Genomic DNA, 17,646 nt, shown 5'->3' with positions numbered 1-17,646 from the left:
CGTTATTTGATTAGCGGCATAAGCAGGACCCTCTGTTTATGCCGCTAATGTCAAATATACATTTATTTGCGGGTAAAAGATCCCAGACTGGGCATCACCGGCATTTCCTCCACATCAGCGGCATCTGCCAGCGTCATCTCTGTAATAAAATCAGCCTGGGGTGTACGTACTTTTTTCATATTTACCAACCAGTCGTTCGCCTCATCTCTGTACCCTAAAGGCAGTAAAACCGTACTCTTATATCCACTGCCTTTCAGCTTCAGCAACTCATCCAGCTTATCAGGCAAAAAGCCCTCTATAGGCGTTGCATCTACTTTTTGTTCTGCCGCAGCAGCAATAGCCATGGCAAAGGAAATATAACTCTGTTTGGCAGCATGGTGCGCCTCCCAGTCTTTACCCAGCGTAGCATACAACGTAAGTATGGTGTTTTTGTAATCATCCATGGTACTGTGCGGTAAGCCCCGCTCATCCATCATATAGTTAAATACCCCGCTGATTCGCTCCTCACTATACCCATCCCAGGCAGCAAACACCAGCAAATGCGAGCAATCTGTTATCTGGCTTTGATTATACGAGATGCTCTTTATTTTTTCCAGCAGGGCTTTATCGGTAATTACAATAATCTTATACTGCTGCAGGCCCGATGAAGAGGGCGCCATTTGCGCGGCACGTAAAATATAATCCACTTTCTCCTGCGGTACTTTTTCGCCATTCATCTTCTTGGTGGCATATCGCCAGTGTAAATCTTCTAATAAACTCATAGTAGTTTCTATTTATGAAAACGAAGGTAGCGGCACCGCTTTTAAAGCGTAACTTGGTGACAAAAAGTAATAGTGACATTCAGGTAACTAACTGATGAATATGAAACGAAAGTATCCGGACTGCGGCAAAAAAATACTGGCCATACACGATGCCATGGATGTGCTGAATGGCAAATGGAAAGTCTCTATCATTGCCTGTTTATGCTATAAAAGCATGCGTTATTCCGAATTGTTACGGGAAGTAAAAGGTATATCGGGCAAGGTGCTGAGCCGGGAACTGAAAGATCTGGAAATAAACCAGCTGGTGCAACGAAACGTGCAGGACACACAGCCCGTAACTGTATCCTACGAAATAACGGATTACGGCGTAACCCTAAAAGAGCTTACAGATGTAATAGCCCAATGGGGGTTCTTACATAGGGAACGGATTCTGAGCAGAAAAACCAACTGAAACCAGTTACAGGCTATACTGCTTTCGGCTTCAAGCCCAGGTTGTGCAACATGCTCATATCATCAGCAACACCTGGGTTGGGCGTTACCAGCAACTTCTCCGCATCACTCGTAAATATTGAATTAGCACCCGCCATAAAACACCATGCCTGTTCTGCCTCAGTCATCTCAATGCGGCCCGCGCTCAACCGCACCATAGAAGCAGGCATCATAATACGGGCCGTAGCAATTATACGCACCATATCCCAGGCATCCACCTTTGCGTTGTTCTCCAGCGGCGTACCTTTTACACGCGCCAGCGCATTCACCGGTACCGATTCCGGATGGGTTTCCATATTCGCAAGGGTTCGCAACATACCCACTCTGTCCTCCACCGTTTCCCCCAGCCCTATAATGCCGCCTGAACATACCGTAATACCTGCTTTTCGCACGTTGTTGATGGTGTTAATACGGTTATCAAACTGCCGCGTAGTAATAATTTTGTCGTAGTATTCCTCCGATGTATCCAGGTTATGGTTGTAGGCATACAGGCCCGCCTCCTGTAACCTTACCGCCTGGCTTTCTGTAAGCATGCCTAATGTGCAACATACTTCCAGGCCCATTTCGTTTACCCCTTTTACCATTTCAATAATGCGGTCAAAATCGCGGTTATCGCGTACCTCACGCCAGGCCGCAGCCATGCAAAAACGGGTTGATCCACGTTCCTTTGCTTTTTGGGCATGCGACAGTACGGTATTAACCGGAAGCAATGCCTGTACTTTTATATCGGCATGGTAACGTGCCGCCTGGCCACAATAAGAGCAGTCTTCCGGGCAACCACCGGTTTTAACCGATAACAACGTAGCTATCTGCACCTCATCCGGTGCATGCCATTCGCGGTGTACCGTTGCAGCTTTATACACCAGTTCCATCAACGGAAGATGGTAAATAGACAATACTTCTTCTTTCGTCCAGTCGTGACGTAATGCTTCTGTAGAAAATTTCATGCATCTATACTTTTAAACGCCTGGCCAATGCGCGCGCCAATTGGTTAGCTTGTTGCGCAAAAGTATAGATTGGATATACCAGGCCGGGGTACCGGTAGTAAGATGGGAACTAGTCCGGCCCCGTATGGTTATCCCCAACTACTTTGCAGTCACACCTTTCACCCACGCAAACGGCACAGCTACCTGCGGGTTAAACTGCGGCCCTTTCATATACGCCAGCAAACTGTTGTACAATTGCCGGGCAGCAGGTCTGTTGGCCCTGTCAGTAAGTACATCCATACCGGAGAACAATAACTTACCCTTACCCACTTTCACTTCCCACAAAGCACACAGGTTTCTGTTGGTTACAAAATTATCTATCACGCGTATAATCACTGCTTCATCCGGCAGGCTATCCACTTCCGGCGTTTTGCTCTTTTTAATCAGATCCCACCATTGCCAGTCCGTATGCTCCTTGGTAGGGAATGCTTTCAACGCAGGGTGCGCAGCTTTTATCAGTTGCCCCATAGTACCGGGCTGGTCAGGAAAATGCACCGGGCTCCAGAACACAGGCGTAAAGCGCCCTTCTGTACCTTTTATATCTGCAACAGCGGGAGACAGCAGTACCGTCTTCCCTTCCATCAATGCATTTTCCGCTGCGGCAAAGGATTGCGTTATCACTATGCTGTCTGCTGTAGCTTCCTCAGCAGCAGGATATACCCATATACTCCATTGGTTGCGGTATTGGGTACCTGTAACGCCTACCTCCACTATCAGCCGGGTGGCAGTGGTTATATTTTGCAGGGCCACATCCATCTGCCCTACCTCCAGGCGGTTACCAACACCATAATCTTTTTTATCAAACGTGCCTGCGCTTATGGTTTTGCCCGCTTCTGTGCGCACGTTCCAGTTTACCACAGCCTGCTGTAAAGGACTATAAAAGTTAGCCAGCTCAACAGATGCCGTAAAATGTTCATTATTCAGCCAGGTGGCTCTGGCAAAGCGGATCAATGGTACCAGTTCGCTGTTAAAGCTGCGGAACTGTTCGGCTGTTACAAATCCTTTAGAAGCCCAGAAGGCATTCAGCACGCCCACTAAAGCAGTACCCTGCCCGGGAAAATCCTGTAGCTGCAACAACTGCAGGCCATCAAACTCTTTTGTTTTTAAAGCCCTTTCTATTTCCTCTTTATATAACAAGGTAGCCAGCTTTCCGGAGGCATTCAGGTAGGCAGGTGCCAGCCATAAGCGGCCCTTCTTTTCCAGATCATTTTTTACGGCTATCAAGTTATTGGGCACCAGATTACCGGTATAGGCAGCTATTTCAGCTACATCAGGGTATACAGAGTACTGCCCTATTTCATGACTGATTAACGGCACAGCTATATTGCCTGCGGCGGCACTGTAATCCTTTGAAAAATCAGGGGCTTTATCATTAAACACACCCTGACCTCTCACCCATCCGTCCTTTGTCCACTGGGTAACCAGAAAATCATCTTCCGGCTGTACTATGCCCGAAACATTTTTCTGAAAGCTGAAAGTGGTAGTTGTATATAAATGACGTTTGTCAACTGCTTTCAGTTCATGCACCAGGTTGTTTAATAAGGCAAAATTACCTTCGAGTTCGTTACCCATAGAAAAGAACATAAACGAAGGATGATTACCATACTGCGCCAGTATACGATATGCTTCCCGGCGCAGGTAAGCAAACGCAGCGGTATCGGCACCCACTTTTAAATTCCAGTGCGGCAACTCTACCTGCAGGTAAAAGCCTGCTTCATCAGCCGCCTCAAAGGCTGCCTGTGGTGGGCACCAGCTGTGAAAACGGAAACTATTTAAACCAAACGATTTTGCCTTTGCATATAAATTCACCCAGGTTTGCTTATCCATAGGCGGATAACCGGTAAGTGGGAAAATGACACATTCCAGGTTGCCCCGCATAAACACCCGCTGATTGTTCAGATACAGGTTACGGTCTTTTACCGCTAAGTCGCGGATACCGAAGGGGGTAACTACCGTATCACGGCTATTGCCATAAACCAGTACAGATACCAGTTGGTATAACTGTGGCGTAAATTCATTCCAGGGCTTTGCTTCCTTGTCAAAATTCAAACGTACTTCCAGCTTTCCGTTTTTAGCAGTACCGGAAACAGTATGCTTCCACCTGCGGCCGGTTTTTATATCTGTTACATAGCTGAAAAACTTACCGGCAGCTTTGCCCTGCTGTTGAATAGTATACTGCACCGCAAGCTTCTGTTCTTTTACCAGCGGCTGTACATCTACCTGCTCAATAAAGCTAAGCGGTGTTGCCTGCAACTGAATATCACCCAATATGCCATTCCATTTTACCTGTGTATGGTTGGTATAGGCATGTACCATTTCATAACTGTCTTTATTCGGGTACTTGCGCTCATAAATATTAATACCGGGGCACAAGCTGCTGTTGTCTACCATCACCGTTATGGTATGCGTTTTACCCGGTAACAGCTTACCGGTAACATGATAGCTATGGCTTACCACCAGGCTTTCTTCACTGCCGTTCAGCCATACGCCATCAATACAAAGCTGCGACTTCCACAACACCCTTCCCAGTGTTAATACCAGGCGCTTTCCTTTCCAGTTAGCCGGCACCTTTACTGTACGGGTATAATAAGCTTTACCCACATAGTTAAACTTACGGGTAAGATGCGCCATTGTAGCAATATCCACACGCGGCGTTCCGGTAACCGGCTCGCCTATTCCCGCATCATCCAGCGTACCCGGCAGTTGAATGATCTGCGGCGTCTGCTGACCTGTTTCCAGTTTTACGTTCCAGTTACCGTTCAGCAATAGTCGTTGCGCATGCAGGCTTCCGGCTAGTACCAGTAATAAAGCACACACAACCATTCGCTTTCCCGCCGTCCATTGCAACAAATGTTTCATGGGTATCCGTATTTATGCAATTGTATTGAAATGAATGCTATCTGCCTGCTTTAACCATTGTTGCAGCAGTGACTGATGTATATGTAAGCCGGAATGCGACGGATTTCTTTGTAAACCTTTTTCCAGAAAAATGCCTGCCTTTTCAAACTGCTTCCGTCCTAACCAGCCCAACGCCTGTAAATACAGGCAATGGATAATATTATGGCGGGTTAAATCATCATCAAAAATCATCAGATCGGGGTGCGATACTGCAAAGAAATCCATACGGATGATCTGATCCTGATTCGCTTCTCCGTATTCAATTAAACGGGCAAATCTTTCATCCGCTTCTGCGGGGCGGTTCAGTTTCAGCAAAGCAAGTCCCTGGTAAAATATTTTATCGGGCTGCTGATCGTTGTAAAAAATGGCCTGTCCCGGCTCACTTAATCCAACCGCTGCCTTTTCCCAATAAGCCGCGGCTTGTTGCCCATCGCCAGTCAGCTCATACACACAACCCAGCCAGTAATGAATATCATTTTCCTGAGCGCCAAACAATTTTCCTTCACCCAGGTTTTCAGGATATACTTCAGCTGCCTGTAGTAATGCAATGGCTTTCTGATATTCTTTGTTGTGCATAGCAGCCAGCGCCAGCTGAATATGTATGGCAATATGCTGGCCGGAGGTTTTACCCTCACCACCTTCCCACGGATGAAAACTCCTGTTCTGTAAAAGCGATAACGCTTTGGGTGCCTGCCCCGTAAGGGTATGCAGTGTTACATATTCAATATACAAATCGTCCCGCTCTTTTACCAGCGTCTCTTTTCCGTCCAGTTTAGCCAAACGAACATCTGGTGCGGTAAGCATCAGCTTGTGTAACTGATCCAGCTCGTATAAAACCCGCGCATCGGTAGGGTCAGCCTGGTAAGCACGTTCAAACAAATCCAGCGCTTCTGCTTTTTTATCAAACTTGTTAAAGTAAGCAATGCCCAGGTTGCGTAATACGGTAGCAAAGCTGTCGTTCTGCTGCACGCTTGCCTCCCAATGTTCCCTGGCTTTTTCATACCGCCTTTTGGCATAGTAAAAGTTACCCAGGTAATAGTGTGCTTTATAATCATGAGGATGATATTGCAATGCCTGATGCAGCACTTCCAGATCTTCCAGCCTGTTGGGGAAAACACGGTCGGGCGATAGTTCAAAGGCAACCTTCCAATGGTGCAATGCCATGTCCTTATCCTGTTGTAACAGACTGTAGCTGCCCAGGTAATAACGCAGTAATACGCCGCTTACACCTGCTTCCACCGCTGCTGAAAGTAAGCTTACGGCGGCGGCATACTGCCCTGCCTTTGCATAATCAATAGCAATTTCAATATAGGTATGCTCACGGCCGTTAATCAGCGCGTTTAGCTCCTGTAATAGTAAAGCAGCCTGCTGTTCGTGGCCGGTACGTACCAGCAGCAAATACAATTCAAAGTGGTTACCAAAGTCAAAAGCGTCGTAAGCAATGGCATTTCTGCTATGCTCCAGCGCTTCCTGCACCTTGCCCTGATTACGCAGAATAATCGTTTTCAGGTGTTTCCCCTGCGGGCTGTGCTGGTTACGTGCCAGCGACTTGTTAATAAGCTGACCGGCAGAAGTCCAGTTTTTACGCATGGCTTCAATAGCTGCCAGCTCCAGATAAGCCTTGTCCTGTAAAGCGGCCGTCCAGGTAGCTTTAAACAGGTAAGGGAATGCCTCATCAAACTTACGCTGGTAACATAACGCCAGGCCCAGGTTGTACAAAGGCTCACTGTCGTAAGGGTTAGGGTTGTGCCTGTTCATTTTTTCCACAGCAGTTCTGCAATAACGCTCACTGCTTTCAAAATCGCCGGTTCGCATACACAACAAGCCCATGGCATTATTGGCGCGGATATCTGTAGCATCTCTGCGCAGTGCCTCCAGGTAATAATCTTCGGGCCGGTAAGTAGCATGCCGGTATTGTTCCAAATGCAGTCCGGCCAGGTATAATGCTTCCTGCGTATCTATTTCCGCAGGCAATCCAATAGGCTTTGCAGGATCGGGCAATGCTTTCTCTTCACTCTTTTCAGGCGTATAAGCCAGCAGCACCTCTCCGTTTACATCATATACGGTTATGGAATACACCGCCTCTGCTGAAGCCGTTTTGGGTAACGCCACCGTTTGCTGATAACCCGCACGCGGGGTCAGTGTCATCTTTTCACTGAAAACAACATTGTTACCATTGGTAAGGCTTACAAGGACTTCGCGTTCGCCGGTAACATATACCCCAATGGCTGCGTTGCCATCTGCTATATCCAGATTCACCATTACCTCTGTTGAAGCATTTTTTACATAGCCAATATCTTTGTAAGGCATGAAATACTGCTTAAACTCTCTTACTTCGTTCGGCATAATCCAGCTGAAATCAGGCTGGTTATCGGTGTACACCCCACACATCAACTCAAAATAAGGCCCATCCGAATCTGTCAGCTGTCTGTCCCACGCTTTTCCAAATTCACCGCAGCCCCAGGTCCATTGCTTTTTACCCGGACTTACATGATGATCTGCAATGTGCATCAAACCCGCCTTCTTTTTATGATGGTAGCCGCCAACAAAATTATAAGCACTGTTTACTGCCATATAGGAAGTAGGCACCGGAATATTGGTGTATACAGAAATATCAGTACCCGGGGAGTAGTCCACCTTATAATAGGTACCGGTGGCTATAGGGAAAGAACTTACATCTCTTTTACCATGATCGTACACCGCATGCACGTCTGGCGGAAAAACACTCTGATAATGCTCATCTACCGCTACAGCAGGGTTTGCCCACCATAAAAATGTTTGCGGAAACGCTGTTCTGTTATACAGCTTCGCATGTAATTCAATATACGCTTTGTCAGGATACAGGGTAAAGCCCAGCGAACATCTTGTTCTGAACATTACCTCGTATTCATTCACCCATACGGTTTTACTGCCATCTTCATTTTCCTCTACACTGAAATCCGTAGGGCCGAAAGTGGAAGGACGATGGTGCTGCGGCCAGTTAAACTCAATACCGCCGCTTATCCACGGACCGGCCAGACCCACCAGCGCCGGCTTTATAACACTGTTATGATATACAAAATGATAATCGTTTGTTTTGTCATAGGCCATCTGAATACGCCCGCCCAGTTCAGGCAGAATCATCACCCTGATATAATCGTTTTCCAGATAAAGCGCTATCCACTCTTTATCTTCTTTTTCATCATACACCTTATCAATCACAGGGTGTGGATATACCACTCCACTGCTGCCCTGGTATACCCGCTTTTCCAGAAACATCGGGTTAATATCAGGCGTACCCACCTTATAGGTTGGAATCACTATATTTTCTTTCCATGCTTTAACCTGCATTACTGTTTATTTTCTGATGATGCAAATACTTGCTATGGGTTAGTGAGCAGGCACAGCAGCCTCTTCTATATCGTCCAGAGAAGTGCCGTTGGTTTCCCGCACCTTTTTATAAATGAAGAAGAAACCGGCCACACAAATACCTGCGTAGATGTAAAAAGGAGTATACGTACCCAGGCGGCTTGCCAGAATAGGAAAGGTAAATACCAGAATGGCGTAGGCCAGCCACAAGGCAAGCACAGAAACAGATACGGCAGCTCCGCGTACACTCATGGGGAATATTTCTGCAATCAACACCCAGGTTACCGGTGCCAGGGACATGGCATATACCCCAATACTGGCCAGTAAGGTCCAGGCAGCCAGGCCAGACTTTTGTTGCAGCAACACAGCGCTGATAATGTATAACACTGCCAGCCCGCCTGCCCCTAACAACATTAAAGGTTTGCGGCCCGCTTTATCTACCTGCCACATAGCCAGCACCGTAAATACCAGGTTTACCACACCAATAAAAATGGTTTGCTTTAACTGATCATCCTGGCTAAACCCTACGCTTTCAAATATGGTAGTGGCAAAATTGAATACTACGTTAATACCACACAGTTGCTGAAAAACCGCCAGTGTCATGCCTACCAGTAAAGCCGGTAAAACAGCTTTTGAAAACACAGCTTTGTAGCTACTCTTGACTTCCTGTGTTTTTCTGGCGTTGGATTTTGCTACCACCTCGTTGGCATAGTCCGATCCGCCCAAACGCACCAGTACTTTCAGGGCTTTTTCTTTCTCCCCTGCCTTTAACAACCAGCGGGGGCTTTCCGGCAACCAGTATACACCTGCCAGAAAAAAAGCCGAGGGTACTGCCCCTAAACCCACCATCCATCGCCAGGCATCATCGCCCGAGTTGCGCAGCAGGTAGTTAACAATATTGGTAACAAGAATGCCCAGCACAATGGTAAGCTGGTTAATAGCCACCATTCTGCCCCTGCTTTCGGCCGGTGCAATTTCTGCAATGTATAAGGGTGATAAGGTAGAAGCCATGCCTACCCCTATACCTGCCACCAAACGGCAGCAAACAAAAAACAGCTTACCGCCTGCAAAGGCCATTACCAGCGAACTGAGCAGGAAAATAGCTGCTGCCAGCATTAAGGCTGGTCTGCGCCCATATTGATCTGCCAGCCTGCCTGCAAACACACATCCCACCATACAGCCCAGCGCCAGTGAGGCGGTAGCAAACCCCTCCCAGTATTCATTAAACGAAAAGCTGGCTTTTAAAAAAGGCAGGGCACCGGCAATTACGGCAAAGTCAAATCCGAATAAATAGCCACCCAGGGCTGAAATAAAAGATACCCGGAGAATAAAACGGGTATTAAAACCAGAAGATACATTCTGCATACGGCAACGCTTATGAACGCAAAGATTCAGTATTCACGGCAGGAAAAAAATAGCAGAAAAGCAGAAAAAGATGGATATAATTATTACCGCCATTCACCTTGCAGCATTACTAAATCTGCACTAACTTACATTTACGATTTAAAATAATGGATTTTATGCCTAACGAAACAGAGCCCGCACAAAAGCTTGCCGACGGGTTTAAAGGCCAGGTGTCCTGCATATTACCGGAAGCCAGGCGCAGATTCTGCGCCACGCATCCGCTATCCAGGCAGCTGTATATAACCGATATCGGATTTTATCCGCACGCAAAGCAACATAGCCGGGAGCGGCCACTGGGCTGCGCCCAGTACGTACTTATTTATTGTATAAAAGGATCGGGCTGGTATAAGCTGAAAGGGCAACTGTTTGCCGTAGAGGCCAACCAGTACTTTATACTGCCTGCAGGCCAGACGCATGAATACGGGGCCAATGAAGAAACGCCATGGAGTATTTACTGGGTACATTTTACCGGGGAAGAAGCAGATACTATTTTCCGGTTTTTAAATACCCGGAAACAAAACGGCCCATGGGCGGTAACGCCCTCCCCCATGCGCCAGATGATTTTTGATGATATGCTGCATCACCTGGAGTTTATGAATCACGTAGAAAATATTATTTATGCCAACTGCAACCTCTACGCCTTCCTTACTTCCTTCAAACAAATTCAGCTGAAAGCGCACGATACCAAAAACAACCCGATACAAGCCGCTATTGATTACATGAAGAATAATCTGGATAAGAACCTTACGCTGGAAGAACTGGCTCAATCCGTTAACATCTCCCCTTCTCATTTATCCGCCTTATTCCGCCAGACAACCAAATATTCCCCCATCAGCTTATTTACGTCTCTTAAAATTCAGAAGGCTGGCCGCCTGCTGCAGGAAAGCGAAAACAACATTAAAACCGTTTCACATATGCTGGGTTATGAAGATCAGTATCATTTTTCCAGAGTGTTCAAGAAAATCATGGGCGTTTCACCTAAACAATTCAGGAGCAAGGCAAACTAAGTGTAACCGGTACCAGCAAAAAAAAGCCGCCCGGAATAATCCAGGCAGCCATTATACATGAGAGAAACGGGGCTACTTACAACGTCTTCATTAACTCAATTACTTCCGTCAACTCATCCGCTAACGCACTGGCGCTTCCTTTAAAGCCAACGGTTATAAAACGTACATTACCCTTCTTATCAATCAACACCTTTTGCGGAATGCCGGAAATGGTAAACACTTTACATACCCGCTCAAACACATCACCTGTTTTCTTACTGCCTTCTATAGGATTATCAAACAACAGGTTAAAGTTAAAGCCATGCTCTTTCAGGTATTTAATATTTGCCTTTCTGTAATCAGAAGCCATATCTTCCTCTGTATCCACAAAATAAAAAACCACATCCTTGTCGTTCTTATATTTATCAACAGCCAGCTTCATACCAGGGAAAGAAGCTTTACAAGGTATACACCACTGTGCCCAGAAATCGAGTATTACTACTTTACCTTTCAGCGAAGACAAACTTACCTTTTTGCCATTGGCATCTTTCATCACAAAATCCGGCATGGGTTTGTTCATCATCTCTTTAGGTGCAGCATTGCTTTTAGCGGCAGCAGCATTTTTTAAAGATTGCAGATACTGCTCAAATCCTTTATCAGAACCATACTCTTTACGGTAATCTTTTTTCAGCATTTCCAGCATGGTAACTGATGCCTGGTTTTCATAAATGCTTTTCAGCAACACCTCTTTCAATTCCTTTTCCCGTCCGGTTTTACTTAACGCTTCTACCTGAATATCATTCAGCTGAGCCTGCGTAAATTGCTTATACTGCTGTACCTTTTCTGCATACTGCAAAGCCTCTTCGTAACGCCCTATAGCGTTGCATATTTCCGCATGTGTTGCATACATAGGCCATCCAATGCCTGCATACAATGCCTCCTCTGCTTTTTTCTGCCACTCAGATGGTGGCATATAAGCATATTCCCGCGGCTGGTTCTCTTTCAGATGCTCTACAAATTGTATCAGTTTCAGCGAGTAATTGTACAGAAAACTATCGCTCATCATTTTCCTGCTGTGCGTTACGTCAATAGTTTTATAGTAAACGGTAATAGCAGCAACAAATGGCAATTGGTTCAGATACCGGTCAATGGCAGAAAAATCATTCTTTGCAATTTTACCCAGCAATGCTGCTAAATAAACCCTGTTGTATTCAATACGGTTCAGTTCATCAAACCAAACGCTGCTATCTGCATACGGGTATTTTTCCAGAAAGGCAGTTGCCTTTATGGTAGACGAATCCATCTGCCGCTGGTTCAGAAAGCTATTATAGTCCGCCAGCTTCGTTATTGCATTTACCGGTGTCCGTTGCTGTATCTGTTTTGCCAGAGAATCTGCCAGCTTATTATCCTTAATTACCCGTGCAGCAATATACCAGGCACGTTCCCAATCGCTCAGGGGGGCGTCTTTCCTTCCCAGATACCCGATGGCTCTGTGAATCCGGTCCAGCTTTTCATCGCCATATGCCTTGTACAAACTTTGAACAAACGGAACCGCAAACACGCTGCTACCTTTGCCGGTACCGGGGTGGTGCAATTCCAGATCCAGCCAATAGTTGGTTACCTCATCGGTAATACCCTCACTTCCATCCAGATAGCCCTCTATGGTGGCTCCATAACCCGGCGACCGTAAAAGCCCCCATGCAGCCATGGCGCCCGGTGCATTCAGCCCCTTGCGCAGGCTATCCAGCAATAAGAAGCCGTACGACCTATTTTTGTTATTATCTACCGAATCGCCCGATACAAACTTAAAGGTGATAAATGCACTTTGCGGAGGGGTAGTATATTCTCCCGCCCAGGTATTACCCGCCGTTTTGGTTACCGGCACATCCACACCACGCCACAGGAAGGCCTGATTGTCATAGTAATACAATACGCAGCTTACATCCGCTTTATTTTCCAGCGGGGTGCCGGCTGCATTGTATGTAAACGAAAACTTCTCTCCGGAGGTTATTCTATCCGGTGTAAACTGCAGTTGGGGGTATTGTGCTTTTGCCACTGTTACTACACAAAGCAACATCAGCAAGCCAGCCCATTTTCTCATTTTAAAAACATGTATCATACACTGTATATCTATGGCGGATTTTCCTGTCAGGAGCAAACCAGAACTGGTTTGCTCCTGTATATTAACAAGAATGCCAAAAGCGAAAATATTACCCCACGGAAAAGCAACTTTTTTAAAAAAAGCTTCTCTGCACAAGATTAAATTCTGCAAAATCTGCCAAAACCTCAACCTGAAATTTCAGACAATTCAGTGGTGATGTATAAAGTTTGTGGAGTAATGAGCGGGCTCTATGAACTCATGGCTGAGCTGTGGCAAACCTTGCGTGAGCAGCAGGAAACCATCGAAGAGCTGTAGCACCTGATGCCACAGCACATAAAAATGCCCGGCGGGCACTGACAGCAATCCGGGCAACTGTTGCACTTTTACAGAGAGCTTGCGCAACATCTCATAGCACACATTGGGCTTTCCGGAAAGCTCTGGCATCTTCTGCCCCAACTCTGGCGGCATTCCCCAGAGCTCTGGCGACAAATTCCTGAGCTCCTGGGAATGCCGCCAGAGCCCTATGGAATGCCCAGAGGGCTCTTTGGAAGGCCGTCAGAGCTCTGGGGAATGCCGCCAGAGCCCTACGGAATGTCCATAGAGTTCTTTGGAATGTCCAGAGAACTCTATGGAATGCCCGTAGAGTTCTTCAGAACGTTCAAAGAGCTCTACGGAATGCCCGGAGAGCTCTATGGAAGGCCGACAGAGCTCAGGAATTTGTCGCCAGAGCTCTGGGGAATGCCGCCAGAGTGCATATTTAGCCGGAAATATACTTACGCTACGATGATAGTTTTGGTTAACGTGTAACCATCGGTGTTATTACCCGTAACCGAATCGGCCATATTTCTGCTTAAGCTGTCTGAGAAAATACTATCCTGTGTATTAGAGGTATCCGGTGCTCCGTTATAACCGGTAGTGGCATATACAGCCGTGTAGGTAGAAACCGGAAAAGCAATCTGGGTAACCAATAGCGATCTGCCGCCTGTTGTTAATATTTCAACATGAATGTGCGGTGCTCTTCCCGGGTACCATCCGGGAAATATACTTATGAATGATACCTGCCCGTTGCCATTGGTAGTTTGCCTGCCCCTTAAATAATTAGCACTGGTTTGCGTTGAATATTGCGAGTACAACCCATCTTTATCGCACTGCCATACATCCACATATACATCCTGCAACGGCGTGCAGCCATTGCTCTGATCCAGCACCGTAAGGTTCATCAACAGCGCAACACCCGTTCTGTCACCTATAATGCTTGCTCTTACATACTGCGCCGGAGTGTGTATAGGAAAAGGGCCTTTGGTTTCAGATGGTGATACAGGGCAACTGCCGCCGGAGCCATCATCGGCCGTATCATTATCCTTTGAACAAGATGAAATAACTACAGGCAATGCTATTATAGAACCCAGCCCCATCAGACCATTTTTCAGAAAATGCTTTCTTAATATCTTTCACCACCGGTTCATGACGGGTTATTTTCAGGATAAGTCCGTGCAAACGTGGCGCATATGCATAGAATAAACGCTCAAATGCCGCCTCGTCGCCTGCTGCCGTAAGTTGAAACAGCTCTCTTTCTATATGTATTTGCTCCGGGGTACTCAAAAGTAATACGCGCAAAGCTACAGGTTCTGCAACAGCAAAGAAAAAGAAGCTGTTTTATTTCGCAGGCGACTTCTTCATCTGCAAAGCAGAAAGCCTGGAACGGCTAAGCGATTCAGGAGTAATTCCGATATAGGATGCTATATGATATTGCGGTACCAGCTGCTCTATTCCGGGAAAGAGTGCCCTTACCATGTCAATTCTTTCACTGGTTGTATGCTTTAGAAAGGAGGTTTCTCTTTTGCATTTTCTCATAAAAAAGCTATCCGATACGGTTTTGGCAAAACGCAGCCAGGCTACGTCTTCCTCTACCAGGTGCATAAACCGCTCATACCCGATGAGGCAGATTTCGGTATCGGTTAAAGCCTCAATATTGCAGTTAGTAGGTTTGCGACTTAAAAAGCTGGTAAGTGCGCATACAATGCTATCAGGAAGATAAAAATCGTTGTTGTGCTCCACATCATCCGAAGTAACAAACGACCGCACCGCACCGCTGTTAACAAAGCCAATGAAATTGCATACCGTTCCTTCTTTCAACAGCAATTCATTCTTCTTTACTTTACGCACTACCATACGTTCTTTCAAAGCCTCAAAGCTTTTGTTTGTGTGCGGCGGGAGGTTATCAGCAGCAATGCTGCCTGCTTCTGTATTCACTGCCTTACCCCATTTTTCCAGTTCGCTTATTACAGGCCATAGCTGCCTGCCCCGCGGTGTTAATACATACTCTTTTACAGCCTTGCCTGTTTCGCTAAGCGTACGAAAAACAATGGCGGCGGCCTCCAGCGCTTTTAACTGCTCAGTAAGCACAGTGGGTGATATGGAAGGCATATACAACTGGAAATGACTGAATCTTAAAGGCCCCAGTTTAAGTAAGGCATTCACTATCTGAAATTTCCATTTGTCGCTCAACATCCGCACCGCAACATCAAGATCGCTTTGGGTAAAAGCCACTTTGGCGCCGCCATCCTGCTCAAACCGGTTTTTCATAACACTACGCTTTTCGTAGTAAATCTATCAATTATTAGCCGTTTCCCGGCGTAATTTCCGGCGTTCTTCCAACGTAGGTTGGGCAAAGTATTTTGTTAACTCTAAAGAATAGATAACACTGGTAATCTTCCATTGCCCGTCCCTCTTTATCAGCGTAAGATATTTGCTTCCCCAGTTGGTCATCTTATGGTTTGCCCAGAAACTATAATCCATGGTAACGGCAGCTACTGTTCCGTCTTCCACAATGTGTATATTATCAAATTTATCTTCTGAATGCTGATACCTGTAAAGCGCCCGCATAAAACCCTGATAGCTGCGTTCAAAATAATTGCTGCCTGCTTTTTCCACACCCAACTCCTCTTTTTCTTTTACATGAGATGCGTTTTTAACTGCGGCGCACCAGGTAACCGTTCCATTGTTAAAAAGGTTATAAAAAGCAACAGAGTCTTTTTCTATAACACACCTGGAATAATTGCTTAGAATACTATTGATTTCTTTTACATCTGCTGAACGATGCTGTGCAAAGGACTGACCGGCTATAGCCAGCATGATAATGCTTATTAATTGTTTCATTGCTTTATCCGGTTGCTGATGATTTTATGTTCTATGGTAAGGCCTTCATAGCCATAGGCGTCTGCACGTTGCTCTTCTATAGTAGTGTAACTTACCGGGTGCATGTTTTGTAAAAGCCCAACCATGGTATGATGCACCGCTTCTATAAACCGGGCTTTGTCATCTTTCAGATTGGTTGATTCTGAAAATTTAATGCTAAGATGAAAACTTTGCCTGTTTAATTCAGCAAGTGATTCCTGATTAACAAACCAGAGCTCATCAGGAATAAAAGTGACCGTAACAACAGTTACCTCACTTCTTTTCCTGAGAATATCTTTGGTTAACACCCCTATCTGCTGTGCAATCTCTTTTGCAAGTGCGGCATTTTGTTTCCCGCTTACTGTTACGTGTAGTAATGGCATTTTGTAACTATTTGTTGATAGCTACAAAGTTGGCCGGCCTGATACTGGTATTTATTGATTTGTGGTAAGATTACGCCGGCGGAGTTCAGATTGCGGTAATACAACTGGCCATTATGTGCGGCGCCGCTGTATGTGTATTCACCTCAAAAAAGCATCGGCTAAAACACCCGCTATGTAATCAGGCTGAATTTGAGGAAAAAATCCCCCGTTAACGCCCGCCTCCGTCGTCCTGGCTACGACAAAACATTACAGGAATGCTTTTTGATGTTTACACGGCAATCCTTTTTACCCTATAATCAAATCAATTGTATGACAGACCAAATAACCGTGTGGGCTGTAGAAGATGACGGAGATGACGCGTTACTATTACAATCTGCCATTCATGATGCCGGTGTACAGGTTAACTTTACCAGTTTTCCGGAAAGCCGCCAGTTTCTTGATTTTATCCAGCTGCATAACACCGTAGCTCCTACACTTTTGTTAATGGACACCCGGCTGCCCGGATACAGTGGCATGGAATGCTTGCAGCAAATAAGGCTGCTGCCCAAATTTTCAGATACACAGATTGTAATGATGTCAACCTTTATTAAGGAAGATACGGTGCATGACCTGTATCAGAAGGGCGCACAAGGTTACTTTACCAAGCCCGATAGCTATCAGCATCTGGTGCATATTATGAAAGAAATTACCGCTTCGTACCGCATGGCGTAAAACATGCGGTATTTTTATTGTGGCTGTTGTGCTTTATGCTTTTCACCCCATTGTTCCAGTTGCAGAATAATGGGCTTTAGTTCGTAGCCAATTGGGGTAAGCTCGTATTCCACCCGGGGTGGCACTTCGGCATACACTTCTCTTTTTACAATATTGTGTTCTTCCAGTTTACGCAGTTGTAACGTAAGCATGCGTTCAGTAATACCCGGCAAACGACGCTTCAACTCCCCAAACCGCAGCCTGCCGTTCAGCAACCAGGAACAGATTGCCAGCGCCCATTGACCACCTATGATATTGGCTGCGTACACTTCTGAACATTCCCCCATCAACGCCTGCTTGTTGGCAAAATTGGTAGATGTTTTTTTCACCTTCGACATTACTTACATTTTTTATAGTACCCTA

General features: G+C 46.0%; 15 protein-coding genes. 4 read left to right on the top strand and 11 right to left on the bottom strand.

From position 1 onward, the window contains the following. Window positions 1-62 precede the first annotated feature (62 nt). Window positions 63-761 (bottom strand): nitroreductase family protein, encoded by a 699-nt coding sequence (locus tag IEY13_RS03305; RefSeq protein WP_188950528.1) that lies wholly within the window; start codon window positions 759-761, stop codon window positions 63-65. A 100-nt stretch (window positions 762-861) separates the two neighbouring features. Here IEY13_RS03305 and IEY13_RS03300 point away from each other — a divergent pair, with 100 nt between their 5' ends. Then, window positions 862-1,212, top strand: a complete 351-nt coding sequence (locus tag IEY13_RS03300; RefSeq protein ID WP_188950527.1) for a winged helix-turn-helix transcriptional regulator — start codon at window positions 862-864, stop codon at window positions 1,210-1,212. Window positions 1,213-1,225: 13 nt separating this feature from the next. On the opposite strand, the gene bioB is transcribed toward IEY13_RS03300, so the two are convergent. From bioB to IEY13_RS03280, 4 genes are all read right to left on the bottom strand, one after another. Then, window positions 1,226-2,197, bottom strand: coding sequence for a biotin synthase BioB (gene bioB / locus IEY13_RS03295; protein ID WP_188950526.1), 972 nt, complete (start codon window positions 2,195-2,197; stop codon window positions 1,226-1,228). Window positions 2,198-2,335: 138 nt separating this feature from the next. Then, window positions 2,336-5,095 (bottom strand): DUF8487 domain-containing protein, encoded by a 2,760-nt coding sequence (locus IEY13_RS03290; protein ID WP_188950525.1) that lies wholly within the window; start codon window positions 5,093-5,095, stop codon window positions 2,336-2,338. A 12-nt stretch (window positions 5,096-5,107) separates the two neighbouring features. Beyond that, window positions 5,108-8,464 carry a DUF5107 domain-containing protein gene (locus IEY13_RS03285; RefSeq protein ID WP_188950524.1) on the bottom strand — a complete coding sequence of 1,119 codons (3,357 nt, stop codon included), beginning with the start codon at window positions 8,462-8,464 and terminating at the stop codon, window positions 5,108-5,110. Between the two features lie 39 nt (window positions 8,465-8,503). Continuing rightward, window positions 8,504-9,847: a sugar porter family MFS transporter gene (locus tag IEY13_RS03280; protein WP_188950523.1), complete on the bottom strand. Its 1,344-nt coding sequence runs from the start codon at window positions 9,845-9,847 to the stop codon at window positions 8,504-8,506. 155 nt (window positions 9,848-10,002) lie between these two features. Here IEY13_RS03280 and IEY13_RS03275 point away from each other — a divergent pair, with 155 nt between their 5' ends. Beyond that, on the top strand, window positions 10,003-10,893 hold the full coding sequence (locus IEY13_RS03275) for an AraC family transcriptional regulator (RefSeq protein ID WP_188950522.1): 891 nt from the start codon (window positions 10,003-10,005) through the stop codon (window positions 10,891-10,893). Between the two features lie 76 nt (window positions 10,894-10,969). Here IEY13_RS03275 and IEY13_RS03270 read toward each other — a convergent pair whose 3' ends face one another. Beyond that, window positions 10,970-12,973, bottom strand: a complete 2,004-nt coding sequence (locus IEY13_RS03270) for a TlpA family protein disulfide reductase (protein ID WP_188950521.1) — start codon at window positions 12,971-12,973, stop codon at window positions 10,970-10,972. Window positions 12,974-13,480: 507 nt separating this feature from the next. On the opposite strand from IEY13_RS03270, the gene IEY13_RS03265 reads away from it, so the two are divergent. Next, window positions 13,481-13,780, top strand: a complete 300-nt coding sequence (locus IEY13_RS03265) for a hypothetical protein (RefSeq protein ID WP_188950520.1) — start codon at window positions 13,481-13,483, stop codon at window positions 13,778-13,780. On the opposite strand, the gene IEY13_RS03260 is transcribed toward IEY13_RS03265, so the two are convergent. The 4 genes from IEY13_RS03260 to IEY13_RS03245 all read right to left on the bottom strand — a co-directional run bounded on the left by IEY13_RS03260 (window position 13,747) and on the right by IEY13_RS03245 (window position 16,533). Then, the gene (locus IEY13_RS03260; RefSeq protein WP_229687700.1) at window positions 13,747-14,388 is read right to left on the bottom strand and encodes a dioxygenase family protein; all 642 of its coding nucleotides are present in this window, start codon (window positions 14,386-14,388) and stop codon (window positions 13,747-13,749) included. The genes IEY13_RS03265 and IEY13_RS03260 overlap by 34 nt on opposite strands. 241 nt (window positions 14,389-14,629) lie before the next feature. Continuing rightward, window positions 14,630-15,559, bottom strand: coding sequence for a winged helix-turn-helix transcriptional regulator (locus IEY13_RS03255; protein ID WP_188950519.1), 930 nt, complete (start codon window positions 15,557-15,559; stop codon window positions 14,630-14,632). Between the two features lie 27 nt (window positions 15,560-15,586). Further along, entirely contained in the window at window positions 15,587-16,132 is a 546-nt protein-coding gene (locus IEY13_RS03250; protein ID WP_188950518.1) for a nuclear transport factor 2 family protein, read from the bottom strand. Beyond that, window positions 16,129-16,533 carry a 4-oxalocrotonate tautomerase gene (locus IEY13_RS03245; RefSeq protein WP_188950517.1) on the bottom strand — a complete coding sequence of 135 codons (405 nt, stop codon included), beginning with the start codon at window positions 16,531-16,533 and terminating at the stop codon, window positions 16,129-16,131. Before IEY13_RS03245 ends, IEY13_RS03250 begins: the two co-directional genes overlap by 4 nt. 309 nt (window positions 16,534-16,842) lie before the next feature. On the opposite strand from IEY13_RS03245, the gene IEY13_RS03240 reads away from it, so the two are divergent. Then, window positions 16,843-17,244 carry a response regulator gene (locus IEY13_RS03240; RefSeq protein WP_188950516.1) on the top strand — a complete coding sequence of 134 codons (402 nt, stop codon included), beginning with the start codon at window positions 16,843-16,845 and terminating at the stop codon, window positions 17,242-17,244. 14 nt (window positions 17,245-17,258) lie between these two features. On the opposite strand, the gene IEY13_RS03235 is transcribed toward IEY13_RS03240, so the two are convergent. Further along, complete coding sequence (locus IEY13_RS03235; RefSeq protein ID WP_188950515.1) at window positions 17,259-17,621, bottom strand: winged helix-turn-helix transcriptional regulator; 363 nt, start codon at window positions 17,619-17,621, stop codon at window positions 17,259-17,261. Window positions 17,622-17,646: the final 25 nt, after the last annotated feature.

Origin of the sequence: Filimonas zeae, from assembly GCF_014641615.1 — a bacterium.
Lineage (GTDB): Bacteria > Bacteroidota > Bacteroidia > Chitinophagales > Chitinophagaceae > Filimonas > Filimonas zeae.
Note: the sequence above shows the minus strand (reverse complement) of the source record. Positions and strands in the feature narration are given on the sequence as shown.

Excerpts from the sequence above, each read along its gene's own strand:
- IEY13_RS03305 (WP_188950528.1), bottom strand. The coding sequence starts at position 761 with ATGAGTTTATTAGAAGATTTACACTGGCGATATGCCACCAAGAAGATG.
- IEY13_RS03300 (WP_188950527.1), top strand. The coding sequence starts at position 862 with ATGAAACGAAAGTATCCGGACTGCGGCAAAAAAATACTGGCCATACAC.
- bioB (WP_188950526.1), bottom strand. The coding sequence starts at position 2,197 with ATGAAATTTTCTACAGAAGCATTACGTCACGACTGGACGAAAGAAGAA.
- IEY13_RS03290 (WP_188950525.1), bottom strand. The coding sequence starts at position 5,095 with ATGAAACATTTGTTGCAATGGACGGCGGGAAAGCGAATGGTTGTGTGT.
- IEY13_RS03285 (WP_188950524.1), bottom strand. The coding sequence starts at position 8,464 with ATGCAGGTTAAAGCATGGAAAGAAAATATAGTGATTCCAACCTATAAG.
- IEY13_RS03280 (WP_188950523.1), bottom strand. The coding sequence starts at position 9,847 with ATGCAGAATGTATCTTCTGGTTTTAATACCCGTTTTATTCTCCGGGTA.
- IEY13_RS03275 (WP_188950522.1), top strand. The coding sequence starts at position 10,003 with ATGCCTAACGAAACAGAGCCCGCACAAAAGCTTGCCGACGGGTTTAAA.
- IEY13_RS03270 (WP_188950521.1), bottom strand. The coding sequence starts at position 12,973 with ATGAGAAAATGGGCTGGCTTGCTGATGTTGCTTTGTGTAGTAACAGTG.
- IEY13_RS03265 (WP_188950520.1), top strand. The coding sequence starts at position 13,481 with ATGCCGCCAGAGCCCTATGGAATGCCCAGAGGGCTCTTTGGAAGGCCG.
- IEY13_RS03260 (WP_229687700.1), bottom strand. The coding sequence starts at position 14,388 with ATGGGGCTGGGTTCTATAATAGCATTGCCTGTAGTTATTTCATCTTGT.
- IEY13_RS03255 (WP_188950519.1), bottom strand. The coding sequence starts at position 15,559 with ATGAAAAACCGGTTTGAGCAGGATGGCGGCGCCAAAGTGGCTTTTACC.
- IEY13_RS03250 (WP_188950518.1), bottom strand. The coding sequence starts at position 16,132 with ATGAAACAATTAATAAGCATTATCATGCTGGCTATAGCCGGTCAGTCC.
- IEY13_RS03245 (WP_188950517.1), bottom strand. The coding sequence starts at position 16,533 with ATGCCATTACTACACGTAACAGTAAGCGGGAAACAAAATGCCGCACTT.
- IEY13_RS03240 (WP_188950516.1), top strand. The coding sequence starts at position 16,843 with ATGACAGACCAAATAACCGTGTGGGCTGTAGAAGATGACGGAGATGAC.
- IEY13_RS03235 (WP_188950515.1), bottom strand. The coding sequence starts at position 17,621 with ATGTCGAAGGTGAAAAAAACATCTACCAATTTTGCCAACAAGCAGGCG.